At 62.0% G+C, this 16,280-nt stretch carries 14 protein-coding genes; 8 read left to right on the top strand and 6 right to left on the bottom strand.

Annotated elements, in window-relative coordinates:
• Positions 1–7 precede the first annotated feature (7 nt).
• The 8 genes from trpB to purF all read left to right on the top strand — a co-directional run bounded on the left by trpB (position 8) and on the right by purF (position 8,381).
• Positions 8–1,201, top strand: coding sequence for a tryptophan synthase subunit beta (gene trpB, locus QCE79_RS29850; RefSeq protein ID WP_250509820.1), 1,194 nt, complete (start codon positions 8–10; stop codon positions 1,199–1,201).
• Between the two features lie 8 nt (positions 1,202–1,209).
• The gene (locus QCE79_RS29845) at positions 1,210–2,064 is read left to right on the top strand and encodes a site-specific DNA-methyltransferase (RefSeq protein ID WP_309850097.1); all 855 of its coding nucleotides are present in this window, start codon (positions 1,210–1,212) and stop codon (positions 2,062–2,064) included.
• A gap of 80 nt (positions 2,065–2,144) precedes the next feature.
• Positions 2,145–2,948, top strand: a complete 804-nt coding sequence (gene trpA / locus QCE79_RS29840; protein ID WP_309850094.1) for a tryptophan synthase subunit alpha — start codon at positions 2,145–2,147, stop codon at positions 2,946–2,948.
• A gap of 71 nt (positions 2,949–3,019) precedes the next feature.
• Positions 3,020–3,892, top strand: a complete 873-nt coding sequence (accD, locus tag QCE79_RS29835) for an acetyl-CoA carboxylase, carboxyltransferase subunit beta (protein WP_244829127.1) — start codon at positions 3,020–3,022, stop codon at positions 3,890–3,892.
• Between the two features lie 76 nt (positions 3,893–3,968).
• Positions 3,969–5,279 (top strand): bifunctional tetrahydrofolate synthase/dihydrofolate synthase, encoded by a 1,311-nt coding sequence (gene folC / locus QCE79_RS29830; protein ID WP_244829128.1) that lies wholly within the window; start codon positions 3,969–3,971, stop codon positions 5,277–5,279.
• A 61-nt stretch (positions 5,280–5,340) separates the two neighbouring features.
• A complete protein-coding gene (locus tag QCE79_RS29825; protein WP_309850090.1) occupies positions 5,341–6,159 on the top strand; it encodes an SPOR domain-containing protein in 819 nt (272 codons plus the stop codon).
• 17 nt (positions 6,160–6,176) lie between these two features.
• Positions 6,177–6,716, top strand: a complete 540-nt coding sequence (locus QCE79_RS29820) for a CvpA family protein (RefSeq protein WP_244829130.1) — start codon at positions 6,177–6,179, stop codon at positions 6,714–6,716.
• Positions 6,717–6,833: 117 nt separating this feature from the next.
• Positions 6,834–8,381, top strand: a complete 1,548-nt coding sequence (gene purF, locus QCE79_RS29815) for an amidophosphoribosyltransferase (protein WP_244829131.1) — start codon at positions 6,834–6,836, stop codon at positions 8,379–8,381.
• Between the two features lie 66 nt (positions 8,382–8,447).
• On the opposite strand, the gene QCE79_RS29810 is transcribed toward purF, so the two are convergent.
• From QCE79_RS29810 to QCE79_RS29785, 6 genes are all read right to left on the bottom strand, one after another.
• On the bottom strand, positions 8,448–9,218 hold the full coding sequence (locus tag QCE79_RS29810; protein ID WP_309850086.1) for an AraC family transcriptional regulator: 771 nt from the start codon (positions 9,216–9,218) through the stop codon (positions 8,448–8,450).
• Positions 9,219–9,229: 11 nt separating this feature from the next.
• Entirely contained in the window at positions 9,230–9,571 is a 342-nt protein-coding gene (locus QCE79_RS29805; RefSeq protein WP_244829133.1) for an FKBP-type peptidyl-prolyl cis-trans isomerase, read from the bottom strand.
• Between the two features lie 134 nt (positions 9,572–9,705).
• Positions 9,706–11,136 (bottom strand): hypothetical protein, encoded by a 1,431-nt coding sequence (locus tag QCE79_RS29800; RefSeq protein WP_244829134.1) that lies wholly within the window; start codon positions 11,134–11,136, stop codon positions 9,706–9,708.
• A gap of 76 nt (positions 11,137–11,212) precedes the next feature.
• Positions 11,213–13,573 (bottom strand): polysaccharide biosynthesis tyrosine autokinase, encoded by a 2,361-nt coding sequence (locus QCE79_RS29795; protein ID WP_250466488.1) that lies wholly within the window; start codon positions 13,571–13,573, stop codon positions 11,213–11,215.
• 368 nt (positions 13,574–13,941) lie between these two features.
• A complete protein-coding gene (locus QCE79_RS29790) occupies positions 13,942–15,054 on the bottom strand; it encodes a glycosyl hydrolase (RefSeq protein ID WP_309850079.1) in 1,113 nt (370 codons plus the stop codon).
• 24 nt (positions 15,055–15,078) lie between these two features.
• On the bottom strand, positions 15,079–16,272 hold the full coding sequence (locus QCE79_RS29785) for a glycosyltransferase (RefSeq protein ID WP_250493113.1): 1,194 nt from the start codon (positions 16,270–16,272) through the stop codon (positions 15,079–15,081).
• Positions 16,273–16,280 lie beyond the last annotated feature (8 nt).

Here is a 16,280-nt window from a genome sequence, read left to right as displayed (position 1 = left end):
TGACGTAATGTACAATTTACCAGACGAAAGAGGCCATTTCGGCCAATATGGCGGCATTTTCGTGTCTGAAACGCTCATCCACGCACTTGATGAATTGCGCGTCGCGTATGAAGCCGCTCAGCAAGATCCCGAGTTCCAGGCGGAGTATCACTACGAACTGAAGCATTATGTGGGTCGCCCTTCCCCGATTTATCACGCAAAGCGCTGGAGCGAAATGCTTGGCGGCGCGCAGCTTTATTTGAAGCGCGAGGACCTAAATCACACCGGCGCGCACAAGGTCAACAATGTGATCGGCCAGGCGCTGCTTGCGCGCCAGATGGGCAAGAAGCGTGTGATCGCCGAGACGGGCGCAGGTCAGCACGGTGTTGCAACCGCCACCATTGCCGCCCGCTTTGGCATGGAATGCGTGGTGTACATGGGCGTCGAGGACGTGCGGCGTCAGGCTGCGAACGTGTATCGGATGAAGCTGCTGGGCGCGACGGTCGTGCCGGTCGAATCGGGCTCGAAGACGCTGAAAGACGCGCTCAACGAAGCCATGCGCGACTGGGTGACGAACGTCGAGAGCACGTTCTACATTATTGGCACGGTGGCGGGCCCGCATCCTTATCCAATGATGGTGCGCGACTTCCAGCGTGTGATCGGCGACGAATGCAAGGTGCAAATGCCCGAAATGGCCGGTCGTCAGCCGGACGCGGTGATAGCGTGCGTAGGCGGTGGATCGAACGCGATGGGCATCTTTTATCCCTATATCGATGACCAGGGCGTGCGTCTGATTGGCGTCGAGGCAGCCGGCGACGGAATGGACACCGGCCGTCACGCAGCCTCGCTCATGGGCGGTAGTCCCGGCGTTTTGCACGGCAATCGCACCTATCTTCTGCAGGACGACAACGGCCAGATCATCGAGACGCATTCGGTTTCGGCGGGTCTCGACTATCCAGGCGTCGGTCCCGAGCACGCATGGCTGAAGGACGCGGGACGGGCCGAGTATGTCGGCATCACGGATGAGGAAGCGCTCAAGGCCTTCCACGACTGCTGCCGCATCGAAGGCATCATCCCGGCGCTCGAATCGAGTCACGCGCTGGCGTATGGCGCGAAGCTTGCGAAGACGCTGCCGCGCGACAAGGTGCTGCTCGTCAACCTGTCGGGCCGGGGCGACAAGGACATGCACACGGTCGCCGAGCGATCGGGCATTCAGTTCTGAGCGGCCGGATGCGCACTGTCATCGACGAACCGTTGTCCGTCGGCGCGCTCACGGGCGCCGACATCGATATCCGCAATCGCGATTTCCTGGCCGATGCCGCGACCATTCCCGACGCGTCGATCGACTTGATCGTCGCGGACCCGCCCTATGGTTTGGGCAAGGACTACGGGAACGACTCGGACATGCGGTCCGGAGAAGCCTTCCTTGAATGGACGTACGGCTGGCTTGAACTGGCCTTGCCAAAGCTCAAGCGAAGCGGTTCGATGTACATCTTCTGCACCTGGCAGTATTCGCCAGAGCTGTTCGTGTTTCTCAAGCGCCGCCTGATGATGGTCAATGAGATCGTCTGGGACCGGCGTGTACCGAGCATGGGCGGAACGACGCGAAAATTCTCGTCGGTGCATGACAACATCGGCTATTTCGCGGTATCGAAGGACTATTACTTTGATCTCGATCCAGTGCGCATTCCTTACGACGCAGTGACGAAGAAGGCGCGCTCGCGCAAGATTTTCGAAGGCAGCAAGTGGCTGGAGATGGGCTACAACCCGAAAGACGTGTGGTCGGTGTCGCGTTTGCACCGGCAGCATGCGGAACGGGTCGATCATCCGACACAAAAGCCGCTGGAGATCATCGAACGGATGGTGCTTGCCAGTTGCCCGCCGGGCGGCCGCGTGCTTGATCCATTCATGGGCAGCGGCACCACGGGCGTTGCCTGCGCGCGTCACGGACGGCTCTTCACCGGATACGAGATAAACGCGGACTACTGTGCGATCGCTGAACAGCGCACGGCGCAGGGACGCGAGGATCGATTGCAGGTTTTGCGCGCACCTAGCGTCATTCTCGTACCGGAAGCTGCCCGATAGCGCCATTTTCGTCGCTGAAACGCGTCAGATGCCGAGACAACGACGTCTGACGCCCACGAATACGACTGCGAGAATTTCTCATGTCACGCATCAAAACTACATTTGCGGCACTCGCCGCCGAAGGCAAGAAGGGGCTGATTCCGTTCATTACGGCGGGCGACCCGAACCCTGAACAGACCGTCGAGTTCATGCACGCGCTGGCGAAGGGCGGCGCGGACGTCATCGAACTGGGCGTGCCGTTTTCGGACCCGATGGCCGACGGTCCCGTCATTCAGCGCTCGTCGGAACGCGCACTGGCGCGCGGCGTGACGCTCAAGCGCGTGCTTGCCGATGTCGCGCGTTTTCGCCAGACCAACGACAAAACGCCGGTCGTCCTGATGGGCTACGCCAATCCGATCGAACGCATGGGCGCGGACACTTTCGCGGCGGCAGCGAACGAAGCGGGCGTCGACGGCGTGCTGGTGGTCGATTACCCGCCCGAGGAAGCCGAGGAATTCGGCACGAAGATGCGCGCGGCCGGCATCGATCCCATCTTCCTGCTGGCGCCGACTTCGACCGACGAACGTATCGCGGCGGTCGGGAAGATTGCGAGCGGCTATGTCTATTACGTCTCGCTGAAAGGCGTGACCGGCGCGGCAAATCTGGACGTTTCCAGCATCGCGAGTAAAATCCCGGCCATCAAGTCGCATGTGCCGCTGCCGGTGGGCGTGGGTTTCGGCATCCGCGACGCGCAAACTGCCCGCGCGGTGGCTGAGATCGCGGATGCCGTGGTCATCGGCAGCCGGCTCGTGCAGTTGCTCGAAGAGGCGCCGCCGGATACTGCCGCGGCGTCGCTTACGACATTCATCGCGGAAATCAGAGCGGCGCTCGACGCCGCCAAGTAAAAACGCAGTCGCGGCCGCGCCGGATTCCCTCGGTGCGGCGCCGCGACCGTCTGAACACTGAAGGAAATTCGATGAGCTGGCTCGACAAATTGTTGCCGCCCAAGATCAAACAGACCGATCCCAAAAGCCGCAAGGGCATTCCCGAAGGCCTGTGGGTGAAGTGTCCGGCGTGCGAGGCGGTGCTGTACCGCAACGACGTGGAGGCGAATCTGCATGTGTGCCCGAAGTGCAGCCACCACATGCGAATCGGCGCGCGCGAGCGGCTCGATCGTCTGCTCGATCCGGAAGGCCGCTATGAAATCGGCCAGGAAGTCTTGCCGGTCGACGCCCTCAAGTTCAAGGACAGCCGCAAGTATCCGGACCGCCTGAAAGAGGCGATGGAAGACACCGACGAAACCGACGCCATGGTCGTCATGGGCGGCGCAATCCACACCATACCGTGCGTCGTGGCGTGCTTCGAGTTCTCGTTCATGGGCGGCTCGATGGGTTCGGTGGTCGGCGAACGTTTCGTGCGCGGCGCGCGCAATGCGCTCGAACAGAACGTACCGTTCATCTGCTTTACAGCTTCGGGCGGCGCGCGCATGCAGGAAAGCCTGCTTTCGCTCATGCAAATGGCCAAAACCACTGCGCTCCTCACCAAGCTGGCCGAGGCAAAGCTGCCGTTCATCTCGGTGCTGACCGACCCGACCATGGGCGGCGTGTCCGCGAGCTTCGCGTTTCTGGGCGATGTGGTGATTGCCGAGCCGAAAGCGCTCATCGGCTTCGCGGGTCCGCGCGTGATCGAGCAGACGGTGCGTGAAAAGCTGCCGGAAGGCTTCCAGCGCGCCGAGTTCCTGATGACGAAGGGCGCCGTCGACATGATCGTGGATCGCCGCAAGATGCGCGAGGAAATTGCCCAGTTGATGGCATTGATGACCCGACAGCCCGCCGACGCCGTCGCCTGACGGCTTCGAATGCAGCGCCGCGCCGCGCGTGAACCCGCGAGGTTCCGCGCGGCGCTTTTGTTTCCCGATCTCGAAAATGAACACTTTCCCCACTCTCGACGCCTGGCTCGCTCATCTCGAAGCGGCGCATCCGGTCGGTATCGACATGGGTCTCGCGCGCATCGGTCGCGTGAAGGAAGCGCTCGGGCTTTCCTTCGCCTGCCCGGTCATCACCGTCGGCGGCACGAATGGCAAGGGCTCGACGTGCGCGATCATCGAAACCATTTTGCTGCGCGCGGGTTATCGCGTGGGCTGTCACACGTCGCCGCATCTGCTTTCGTTCAACGAGCGGGCGCGCGTCGATGGCGTCGAGGCAAGTGACGCCGAGTTGCTGCAGCATTTCGAGGCCGTGGAAAAAGCGCGCGCGAGTCTCGCCGAGCCGGTCTCGCTGACTTATTTCGAATTCACGACGCTCGCGATCCTGCATCTCTTCGCCTCGCGCACACTAGACGCCGTGGTGCTCGAAGTCGGGCTCGGCGGGCGGCTGGACGCGGTCAATATCGTCGATACGGACTGCGCGGTGATCACGAGTATCGACATCGATCACACGGACTATCTCGGCGATACGCGCGAGAAAATCGGCTTCGAGAAGGCGGGCATTTTCCGCTCGGGCAAGCCCGCGATTTGCGGCGACCCGACGCCGCCGCAAAGCCTGATCGATCATGCCGAGGCGATCGGCGCGGATCTGTGGCTTGTGGGCCGCGATTTTCGCTACGAGGCGCAGCCGGGCAACGAGCGCCAGCAGTGGAGCTACATCGGACGCGCACAACGGCGTTCCGCGCTGGCTTACCCGGCGTTGAGGGGCGCGAATCAGCTCATCAATACGTCGGCCGCGCTGGCGGCGCTCGAAGCGCTGCGCGACCGTCTGGCCGTGTCTGCGCAGGATATCCGGCTGGGCCTGGCGAACGTCGAGTTGCCGGGGCGGTTCCAGGTGCTGCCGGGCAAACCGCAGATCATTTTGGATGTCGCGCACAATCCGCACGCCGCCGCCGTGCTCGGTCAGAATCTCGGCAACATGGGCTACTTTCCGTACACCTACGCGGTGTTCGGCGCAATGGGCGACAAAGACATCGAAGGCATCGTCAATCAGCTCAAGGGCGAGGTCGATCACTGGAACGTGAGCGCGTTGCCTACTCCGCGCGCCGCGTCGACCGACCGCCTGGCCAAGGTTTTGCGCGATGCCGGTGTCAACGAAGGCCCCGACAGCAGCGTTTCACAATTCGACACACCGGCCGAAGCATTTCGAGATGCGTTAAGTCGTGCGTCCGAAAATGATAGAATTTTGGTTTTCGGCAGTTTCTACACGGTTGCCGGCGTCATGGCATACCGGAAATCGCAGCATCACTGAGACGGTCGGCGGTCAGCCGCAAGGCAAACCCCCGCACCAAGCTTCTCGCACCAAGCCATACATGGGACTTTTCTCGTTCGGCAAGAAAGACGACTCCGGTCGCGACACATATTCCGACTCACCGCGCGGCACGCGTCATACCGTCCGCACGGAACGCCGCACGCGCCGCCCCGAGCGCACCGACGCCGACGCGATGATGCTCGACCCCACGCTGCCCGAAAAGCAGCGTGCCCGGCGCAGGCTGGTCGGCGCAATCGCGCTCGTGCTGGCCGCGGTCATCGTTCTGCCCATGGTGCTGGACTCGCGCCCGAAGCCCGTCACCGACGATATCTCCATCGATATTCCAAGCCGCCCCGCGCCGGCCGTGAAGCAATCGCGCGAAGCCACCGATGCCGACACGCAAGCCGGCGTCGCGCATGACGGCCCCGCGGCGACATCGAACGGCGTGGCGGCGGGCGTAGCGCAGCCCGACGCGCAAGCGCCGGCGCCAGTTCAGCAACAGGCGCAGGCCAAGCCGGAAGCAAAGTCCCCGGCACCCGCGAGCCAACCCGCAAAAACCCAGGCGGCCAAGCCGCAGCCGGTCGCGCCCGCCGAAGAAGCCAATACCGCCGCCAATGCACCGAGCTCGCCTTCGTCGCCGGCCGGCAGCCGCTTCGTGCTGCAAATCGGCACCTTTGACGACGAAACCGCCGCGCAAAACTGGGTCAACAAGTTGAAAGCGGCCGGTGTGCCCGCATATCTCGAACATCGCAAGCAAACGGACGGCTCCACGCGCGCTCTATTGCGCGCAGGACCGTTTGCGGATCGCACGGCGGCATCGGCGGCGCTTCAGAAGGTGCGGCAAGCCGGACTTGCCGGTGGCAAGCGGCCAGCGAACTGAGGCGAACCAGAAGCTCGATGTTCACCAGTTTCGACTATGCCGTGCTCGCCGTGATCGGTCTGTCAGCCTTGCGCGGCATGTGGCGCGGCTTTTTGGCCGAAGCGTTCGGTCTCGTCGGCTGGGTGGCGGCTATCTTGATTGCAGGGCGCTTCGTCAGCGTCGTCGTGCCGTACATACCGTCCACGTGGCCGGGCGGTGCACTGACGCAATGGCTCGTGGCGTTCCTGCTGGTGGTGGCGGCCGTGCTGCTTCTGTCGAGCGTGCTGTCCGCGCTCCTGACGCGCATCACCGAAGTCACCGGCCTGCGCGGTGTCGACCGCTCGCTGGGTTTGCTGTTCGGCCTCGCCAGAGGGGCTATATTGGTAGTCATCCTGGTCGCCCTGGCGGGCTTGACCGAACTGCCGCAGAAAGATTTTTGGCGCAATGCGCTGCTCGCGCCCATGGCCGAGCAAGGCGTGCGTGAACTGAAACCGCTGCTCCCCGCTACGCTTGCCGCGTATGTGCGTGTCGCCCCGGCCCCCGATGCCGGCGACGCGGCGCGAAACGTCGCACAATAGACGAACGGCTGGCTACATGAGGGACGCGATACGGCGCCCGCCTGCGAACAGGCGGTGTGGACCGGCACCGCCTATCGACCCCGTCGACCCCGTTTCGACTCTTTGAAGGACCATGCCATGTGCGGCATCGTAGGTGTAGTTTCGCAAAGTCCCGTCAATCAGCTGATCTATGACAGCTTGCTGCTTCTGCAGCATCGCGGCCAGGACGCAGCGGGCATCGCCACGGCGAACGGCAACAACTTCCACATGCACAAAGCCAATGGCATGGTGCGCGACGTGTTCCGCACGCGCAACATGCGCAGCCTGCCGGGTACGGTCGGCATTGGGCAAGTGCGTTATCCGACGGCGGGTTCCGCATCGAGCGAGGAAGAAGCGCAACCGTTCTACGTGAACGCGCCGTTCGGGATCATCCTCGCGCACAACGGCAATCTGACCAACTGGACGCAGTTGAAGGACGAGATGTTCCGCATCGATCGCCGGCACATCAACACGGCGTCGGACACGGAAGTCCTTCTCAACGTCTTCGCGCATGAACTGCAGCTTGCAAGTTCGGGCTTGCAACTCGACGCCGCCGCGCTCTGGAAGGCGGTTGCGGGCGTGCATCGGCGGGTGAAGGGTTCTTACGCGATCGTCTCGCTGATCGCGGGTTACGGGCTCGTCGCGTTCCGCGATCCGTTCGGCATTCGTCCGCTCGTGCTCGGCAAGCTGGAAACCGCGACGGGCGTGGAATGGATGGTGGCGTCGGAATCGGTAGCGGTGGAAGGCGTGGGCTTCGAGTTCGTGCGCGATGTCGAGCCGGGCGAAGCCATCTTCATCGACGCGGAAGGCAACCTCCACAGTCATCAATGCGCCGAAAAACCGACGCTCAACCCCTGCATCTTCGAACTCGTGTATCTTGCGCGTCCGGATTCGTGCCTCGATGGCGTGCCCGTCTACAACGCGCGTCTGCGCATGGGCGACTATCTTGCCGAGAAGATCAAGCGCGTGCTGCCGGACGTGCCTATCGACGTGGTCATGCCCATTCCCGATTCCTCGCGTCCCGCCGCCATGCAAGTGGCCGCGAAGCTCGGCGTGGAGTACCGCGAAGGCTTCTTCAAGAATCGCTACGTGGGCCGCACCTTCATCATGCCGGGCCAGGCGGTGCGTAAGAAGTCGGTGCGCCAGAAACTCAATGCCATGGCCATCGAGTTCAAAGGCAAGAACGTGCTGATCGTCGACGACTCAATCGTGCGCGGCACGACCTCGCATGAAATCGTGCAGATGGCGCGTGACGCCGGCGCAAACAAGGTGATCTTCGCGTCCGCCGCGCCGCCGGTTAAATTCCCTAACGTGTATGGCATCGACATGCCCACGCGCGGTGAACTCGTGGCGCACGGCCGCAGCGACGAAGAAGTCGCACGCATGATCGGCGCGGATTATCTCGTTTATCAGGACGTGGCCGACCTTAAAAGCGCGATCCGTGACATCAACCCTGAGTTGCAGGAGTTCGAGGCTTCGTGCTTCGACGGCAACTACATCACCGGCGACATCACGACCGAGTATCTCGACCGGATCGAATCGGCGCGTCTTGCGCCGCAATCGCAGTCGGATCGCGACAATGCAAGCGACGTGCAAGAGGGCGACGTCGCGCGCTCGCAATTGCATCTGCAACTGTCGGTGGAATGATTCGTTAGCTGGTTGAGGCATGAAGAAAGCCCGCCTGGTCGATGACCGGCGGGCTTTTTTACGTCTTCAATGCTGACGCGGGTCAGGCGCTCTCAGGCCATTGCGCCAGAGACCAGGCGCTATGCCGAAGCGCTTCGAGAACGCATGCGTGAACGCGCTTTGATCGGCGAAACCGACATCGAGCGCAATGTCCGACAACGCGGCGCGCGGATCGGCAAGCAACGCAAGCGCGGTATCGAGCCGCAAGCGATGCAGATAGCGATGCGGCGTCTCGCCAAACGCCTCGCTGAATAGCTGATGAAAGCGCCGCATGCCGAAGCCGCAGTGTGCGGCGAGATCGGCAATGCGCAGCGGCTCCGACAAATGCAGCCGCAGCCATCGGTCGATGCGCGCGAAGTCGAGGCCACGCGCTTCGGCCGCGACGGATGCGCCCGCGTCGGCCATCAACGCGCCGCACAGATGCGCGGCGGCTTGCCAGGCGAAGCGGCCATCGTGAATGCCTGCATTCAGCGCGATATCGGCGACGAGCTGCGTCATCGCGGAATCGAGATCGACGGTGCGCGCGCGTTCGAAAAAGCGCTCGGGCACCGCTACCGACGTCGCCGGAAGATCGAGCACCAGTTGGCGATTCACGCCCTCGGCCCAGTATTCATGCCGCGCGTGAGCCGGAATGATCCACGCGCGATGCCGGTCGATATGCGACTCGCGCCCGTCCACCGCCATGCCCATTGCGCCGTCGAAGCCGAGCACGATCTGATGGAAGTCGTGCTCGTCTGTCGCCTGCACCGCTTCATAGCGGCGCAGCGAAATGCCTGGACGATGGACTGGCGCGTTCATGGCGTCGACGCTCAGACGTCGAGCAGTTCCACTTCGAACACGAGCGTGGCGTTCGGCGGAATGACGCCGCCCGCGCCACGCGCGCCGTAGCCGAGTTGCGGCGGAATGGTGAGACGGCGCGTGCCGCCCACTTTCATGCCTTGCACGCCTTCGTCCCAGCCCTTGATGACCATGCCGCCACCCAGCACGAAGGCGAACGGGTCGTTGCGGTCCTTGCTTGAATCGAACTTCTGTCCGTCGGTCAGCCAGCCCGTGTAGTGCACGCTCACCGTCTTGCCCGCGACGGCTTCGGCGCCTTCGCCAACAGCGATGTCTTCGTATTTGAGGCCGGAATCGGTCGTGACTTGCGCCATGTTGTGCTCCCTGGTTGCCCGGCCATGCGCACGTTCGTCATGCCATGGTCCGGTGGTCGAAACCACCATTGTAGAACGTCGCAGGCAAGCGGGAGGGCAGTGCGCGCACTGCCCGAAGGGTCACCGAGGCGCTTTCAGGGATGACGTCCGCGCGGATTCATGCGGCTGCCGATAGCGGGACGCGGTCCCACGGGCGAGCCGACACGCGGACCCGAATGCGGTTTAGCGTTCGTACCGAAGTCGGTGCCGATAGGCGTCTGATCGATGACGACGGCGGCGTCGCGGTCATGCGACTGCTGCCTGGCCTGCTTGAGCGCGCGCACTCGCACGTAAGCCATCGCGACGAAAGTCCACGGTGCGAGATAGGCGAACTCGGGCACGGAGACCATCATCATCAGCCAAGTGCCCACGCAGCATTGACGCAGCGCCATGCCGCGCGCGTCCCAGTCGAGCTTGAACGCGGGATACAGCATGAGCGCGCTGATGCCGACGAGACCGACCACGCCCGTGTTCACGAGCAACGTGGAGAACAAATCGGTCGAGCGTATGTAGCCGAAGCCGATGCCGAACAACTGATTCATCGGCGTCGCGCCAAGCCACATCTGCACGGAATTCAGGACCAGCATCGAACGGTCCGAGCCCGATTCGTTCTTGCCTTCGAGCTTGTCCATCACCATCTGCTGGAACAGATCGGCGATATAGTCCTGCGCGAGATAGGCGATCACGCACACCACCGCGAGCGCGATCAACGCCTTGATCGGGTTGATGCCGAGCTTGCGCATGCGAATCAGCGCATAAACCGCATAGCCGATCAGCACCGTCGACGACGTACTCATGATGAGCGAAATGCCGATGACCCACACCGGCCAGCGTACGCGCGAGGTCGCGTTGAAATACACCCAGAAAGGGAAGATGGACATTGCGTACATGGAAGGCTCGCCGGTCAGCGCCTTCAGCCGCTGAATGGGGAAGCCCTTGATGTCGATCTGCTGGAACGAACTGCCGTTCACGGTGCCGTCCGAACGCACGATACCCTTGCCGAACTGATCGCCAAATGCACGGTTCGAGATGAAGTCGCCCGGCTGTCCAGTCGCGACGAAGTAGACCACTTCGTACATGCCGTAGAGCGCGAAGAGCGTCACGGCCACGAGAATCCACTGGTCCCATGTCGGCTTGTAGAAGTAGTAGACGTAGGATGCGTAGAGCACCACCGCCGCGACGTAGATCGACTGCGTGAACATGCTCTTGCGCAGGATGAACGTGACGAGGTCGGTGTCGTCGACCATCGCGACCTTGCTGAAGTCGGGATCGAAAGGCGCCATGACGTCCGCGAGCTGCGAGGTGCAGAACATCAAAAGCCATACGACCACGGCCGCGATCAGGAAGTGCATCCAGTTCTTGCGCGCCTTGCCGCCGAAGAGCAGCACGAGCGGCACCGAAAGAAAGCACATCAGATAGCCGATCGTCGTGCCCTGGATGCTCGGCATCACGAGGAACGACGTCACGGGCATCGCGAAGGCCCATATCTGGTAGAAGCGGTCTGTCAGCGCGAGTTTTTCTTTCATCGGTCGGGGGCTCTTCAACGCGCAACGCCGCGTGAGACACGCGGCGTTGCGTAATCGCTCTTTTAGTGGGCCAAGCTTAATTCACCGGCTTGAACGAACTGGTGTATGCCGCGGCATAGCCATAACTGCGACGGTTGCTGCGCCGGCGCGGAATTGCGTTGAAGACCGAACCCACGAGTCTCCCGCCCGCGCGCTGCACCTTCTTCACGGTCTCCTCGATCTCTTCCTCGGTCTGAATGCCCGAGCGCAACACCAGCACCGTGGAGCCTGCGTCGCTTGCGACGATCGCGGCATCCGTGACGGCGAGGAACGGCGGGGTATCGACGAGCACGAGGTCGAACTGGTCGCTCATGCGCGCGAGCATGTCGCGGAAACGCGGCATCATCAGCAATTCGGACGGATTCTGCGGATAGCCGCCGCACGACATGAACGACAGGCCGGGTACGCCGACGTAACGCAGCGCATCCGTGATGCCGATATCGCCCTTCAGCACTTCCGCGAGGCCGCCAGGGTTCGACTGCTTGAAGAACGACGCGATATGGCCACGGCGCATGTCGGCGTCGATCAGCAACACTTTCAGGCCGATTTCCGCGAGCAGCACGGCGAGGTTGGCCGCGACGAAGCTCTTGCCTGCCGACGGAATCGGGCCGGTCAACATGACGATGTTGTTCGGCGCATTGACGAGATCGCGATACAACTCGGTACGCACGGCGCGCAGCGCTTCGACAGCCGGATCGTGCGGGAAGCGCGAGGCAAGCACGCGAGCGTCTTCGTCGCGTTCGTCCACATGCGGCATGGTCATGGCATCGTGTTGCGCCTGGTCATAGTGCGGCAGGGCCTTGGGCGCGGCGCCGTTTTGCTGCGTGCCCGAGAAGCCGAGCGCGCGTCCGACCGGCGACACCGCGATCTCGTGATCGAGCACGAGTTGCTGGCGGCTGAACAGTACCTCGCCCAGCACCGGCACCGACAGACGGCGTTCGACGAACATCGGGTCGGTCACGCCGATCATGGCGTGACGGCGCAGGAAGATGAAGAACGTGCCGACGAAGAAGCCAAGACCCGTACCCGCGAGAATCACGAGCATCTTGTTCGGCTTCACCGGGCGATGCGGACGCAGCGCGTTGTCGAGAATATGCGCGCCGCCGCTCGTGCTCGCACGACGCACCGACAGTTCCTCGGCCTTGTTCATCATGCCGAGGTAAATGGTTTCGGCCACGCGTGCATCGCGCGTGAGTTCGGCGCTTTGACGCTCCGACGCCGGCATGCTGTCGAAGCGCGACTGGATCTGCTTGTTGGTCGCTTCGAATTGGGCGATCTGCTGATCCAGGTTCTTCACTTGCGGGCTGTCGGGCTGGAAGCGCTGCAAGGCCTGCGTGCGCTGGAGTTGCAGCATGGCGAGCTGTTGCATCGACGTGATGCTGCCTTGCAAATACGCTTGCGCCTCGTTGACCGGCTGCACCGACTGCGACTTCGAACGGAACGCGCTGAGATTGCCTTCGGCCGTCTTCAGGTCGGCTTCGAGACGCGGCAACTCGCCGCGAATGAACTCGAGCGTCTTGGTGTCGTTGGCCTGACGGCTCGCGACTGCCGCCGACATGTACGCCTGACCGAGCGCGTTCGCGACATTGGCCGTGAGTTCGGGGTCGTCCGCATTGAACGAAATCTGCACGATGCCCGTGTCTTTCGCTGACTCGGTCACCTTCATCGTCTTGAGCATGAGCGCGATGGCGTCGAGCGTGTTGTAGCGGATCACGTCGAAGTGCACGCCGGGATGGCCCACCACGCTGTCCACGAGCATCGACACGCCATTCGCGGCTGCCGGACGGCCAACGGTGCCACGCACGAGCACGTCGCCGTCTTCGTCGCGCAGTTCGTACTGGTTCTTGTCGAGCAGCACGAAATCGAGCTTCGAATCTTCGAGCGATGCAGGCACGTCGAGCCGGCCGATATTCAGTTCCTCGCCGCCCCAGCCATACGAATCGAGGCCGAGCCATGCGGGCGAAAGTTGACCGCGCTTGGCGAACAGGTCGGCGATCTGCCCGAGGACCGGCAGCGTACGCGGCTTCGCCTTGATGTCGAAGTGAAATTGCTTGACGACCGGTTCCAGCACGGAACGGCTTTGCATCACCGAGATCTCGGCGGGCGCGATCTGATTGACGGTCTGCGCCTGCTGCTGCATCTGCTGCTGATTCTGCGGCGTGATGCCGAGCGCGTTCGGATCTGGCGGATCGACGCGGATGATGACGTCGGCGGAGTAGATCGGCTTGGCGAGAAACGCATAAGCCGTGGCGAGCAAGGCCGCGCCCGCGATGAACAGCATCAGCATGCCGATATGGTCGCGAAGCAGTTTGAGCATATCGCTCGCGGTGAATTCACCGTCGTCCTTGCCTGAGCGCGAAGATCCGGAGTTGACATAGAGCGTGTTCAAAGGCGCCATCCTCAATTCGATAGTTAGAACGTAGTTGTCAGGGCGTTGGAAAAAACGAATGCCCCGGCGGCTAAAGCCGCGGTACGTCTCTTTGCTTTATTTAATCCGGCGGTATGGCCGGTGAGTCGCAGCAACATGAATGCTTGGGGCCTGCGGCGTCGGTCAGCGCGGGCCTTGACAGCCCCGGCGCATCTTGCAAACCCCTACGATACTTGCAGATAAATAGAAAAAAATTATCCTAAGGGGCATCTTCCGGCCCTGAGTTATCTGCGTCTGTTAAGTACCGAACGTTGTAATGCTCGAAAGGTCAGGCATGCCGCTTGCGCGATGGCGGATTTGGGCGATAATGCGCGGTTTGCCTGAGCCCGGGCACGCACTCACGGCATAGGGTTGGCTTTGATGAATTCGCGGACCACGTCGAAGCGTGGTTTTTTTGTTTTACCGTCGTCGTGAATCACGCCGTAGTTGCCGTCGCCACCAAAGCGCTGGTCGTCGTAAAGCTCGTAGAGCGTCACGTTCTGAATGCCATAGGTCTTCGCTATCGAGACGAAACCACCCAGCGCGTTCTTTCCCACGAGATATCCCGAAGGGTCCGGATGATCCGGACGTACACCGTATTCCGTGATCCAGATCGGCTTGCCGTAACTGTCGCGCAAACGCTCCAGCACGTTGGTCTTTTGCGATCCCGCTGACGTGATCGAACCCATATCGGAATACCAATGCCACACGGTGATGTCCCACTGCGGCACGGGATGCCCTTTGGTTCCGTCCGGCTGCGTGCCGGAAAAGAGCATGTCCGGGAAGGCGAAATGCAGCCAGCTGAATGACGTGAGCAGAATCTTGGCGTCAGGGTTGGATTCGCGAATGCCCTTGATGAGACCGAGGATCGAGCCGCGCGCCTTCATGTACATCGCGTTGTCGTAATCCGACGGATGTTCGCCGCTGCGGTCATCGCCGCGTATGGTCCAGTTGTCGTACTCGTTGCCCACCTGATAGTAGGTCACCACGCCCTTCAGAATGCGTCCGGAGAGCTTGCCGAGTTCGTGGCCGCGCGCGAAGGCTTCCGCTTCGTTGGCGCGCTTCTGCACTTCGAACGGTGTCACGAGAGCAAGCACGCCGATGCACTGCCTGGACGCCTGACGCGCGAAGTCCGCGACCATGTGCGCGCTTTCTTCGTTCGAGACGTCCTGGGCGTACATAGTGACGCCGAGTTCGCGAAGCTGCGAAATCTGCAAACCATAGTCGCTCGTGCGATACGCACCGCGATGTTCGATATGGCCAGCAATGCCGTAGAACACGCCGGCCGACTCATTGCCGCATTTCATCTTGGGTGCGGCGAATGATGGGGTGTCGGCATTGGCATCGGCCTTGGCGCCGCCGGTGCGGCTTGCGTGATACGCATCGGGACTGCCGCTGCGCGCGAAGAGCAGAACGGAGCCGCAAAGCATTGCGCCGAAGAAGGCGACTACGATCAGAATCGTTCGCTTCAATATCTGGACCTCGGGAAGGCGAAACTATTTGGCCAGCATGTCCGAATGCTCGCGCGTGGCGGGATTGGCCGCGCCGCGCGAGCTCGATGCGCTCGTCAGGATGCTTTGCGCTTGCGCGTCGAAAACTTCACGCGAGAAGCGGCGGCGGAAGTCGCGCGTGAGCGCGGCCATCGAGTAGGTGCTCGCCGAGAAGACGCGCTTTACGAAAGACGCGGAGTCGTCGACGGGAAACAGCAGCGCATCGGGCAGATAAGACTCGAGACCCGACACCCGTGACACGACAACTGGACGTTCCGCGAGCACCGCTTCGATCATCACGAGCGGCACGCCTTCATACGCTGAAGGCAACACGAGCGTGTCGCTTGCGACGATATACGGCAGCACGTCCTTCTGTGGCCCGACAATACGCACGCATGCGGCAAGCGCGGGACTCTTCTCGACGATTGCTTCGAGACGCTCCGCATCCGGTCCTTCGCCGACGATCAGCACCAGCGTTCGCGCGAACGCTTCCTTGTGACTTTCGATAGCCTGCATCAGGAAGTCCTGACGCTTCTGCTGGAAATTCAGTCTGCCGATATGCGCGATGATCGTGGTGCCGTCATCCGGCAGACCCAGCGATGCGCGTGCTTGCGAACGCGTGAGCGTTGAACGGCTGAAGCGGTCATCGACATAGTTTTCGAGGATCGTGGTCCGCGCACGCGGCGCAAGTGCGCGCAATTTGCCACGCAAGTGCTCGTTGAGCGTGACGAATTCATCTGGCATGCGATACAACACGCGCTTGATGAGCCACTTGATCTTCTCGGCGGCGCCCGCGTTTTCCGGCGCTTCGTCCACGAGAGGAAGATAGCTCACGGCGGTGACACGCGCCTGGCGCGCGGCGAAAAGACCTGCGAGACCGGAAGCGATGGTGCCTTGCGCGATCAGCAATTTTTCGAGTTCGAGACTACGCAGGATGGCGGCCGTGGAGCGCACCATGCGGACGAGTTCGATCATGTTTCCGCGCAGCGATTCGGCCGTATAGGTAAGACCGATGACCTTCACTTTCTTATGCTTGAGCGATAGTTCGCTTACATAACGAAAAAGCGGTTCATTAGCGGTCGGCACGAGAATGTTAAGCGTCTCGATACCTGTGCTTGCGACGAGCGCAAGCATCAGGCGCTTGAGCATTTCCTCGTGCCCGCCATTGATGCCCGAATCGCAGTAAATACCTAACTTCACCGGCCTTC

This window comes from Caballeronia sp. LZ003, from assembly GCF_031451465.1.
GTDB lineage: Bacteria > Pseudomonadota > Gammaproteobacteria > Burkholderiales > Burkholderiaceae > Caballeronia.
Note: the sequence above shows the minus strand (reverse complement) of the source record. Positions and strands in the feature narration are given on the sequence as shown.